Annotated in this window: 1 protein-coding gene; it reads left to right on the plus strand. The window is 37.8% G+C overall.

The window, feature by feature from the left end; translation table 11 throughout:
- Window position 1: 1 nt before the first annotated feature.
- On the plus strand, window positions 2–360 hold a 359-nt coding region (locus KI356_RS26390), incomplete at its 3' end, for an invasion protein (RefSeq protein ID WP_238486245.1).

Below are 360 nucleotides of genomic sequence, written 5' to 3' on the forward strand. Positions count from 1 at the left end.
AATTAGTGAGGTTGCAAAGAGATATGGTATTCCAGATTGGATACCATTATCTATTGCTGATCATGAAACGAAATTCAACCGAAAAGAAATAGGAGATAATGGAACATCTTTCGGATTATTCCAATTACATCGTGGTGGATTAGCACCAGCACAATTATCAGAAGAGAGTTTAGTGGATGCGCGTATAAATGCAACGATAGCAATTTCAAGTATGGTCAAATCGTATGAGCGTGGTGTGAAAAAAGGATTGCAGGATTGGGAGTTGCTTAAATATGTTGCTAATACATCAGGGTGGCCAGGAAACTTAGGGGGAGAATGGACAGATAATAATACGAAATATAATAAAGGGCTAGAACAATC

Origin of the sequence: Bacillus hominis, assembly GCF_018332515.1 — a bacterium.
GTDB classification, from domain to species: domain Bacteria; phylum Bacillota; class Bacilli; order Bacillales; family Bacillaceae_G; genus Bacillus_A; species Bacillus_A hominis.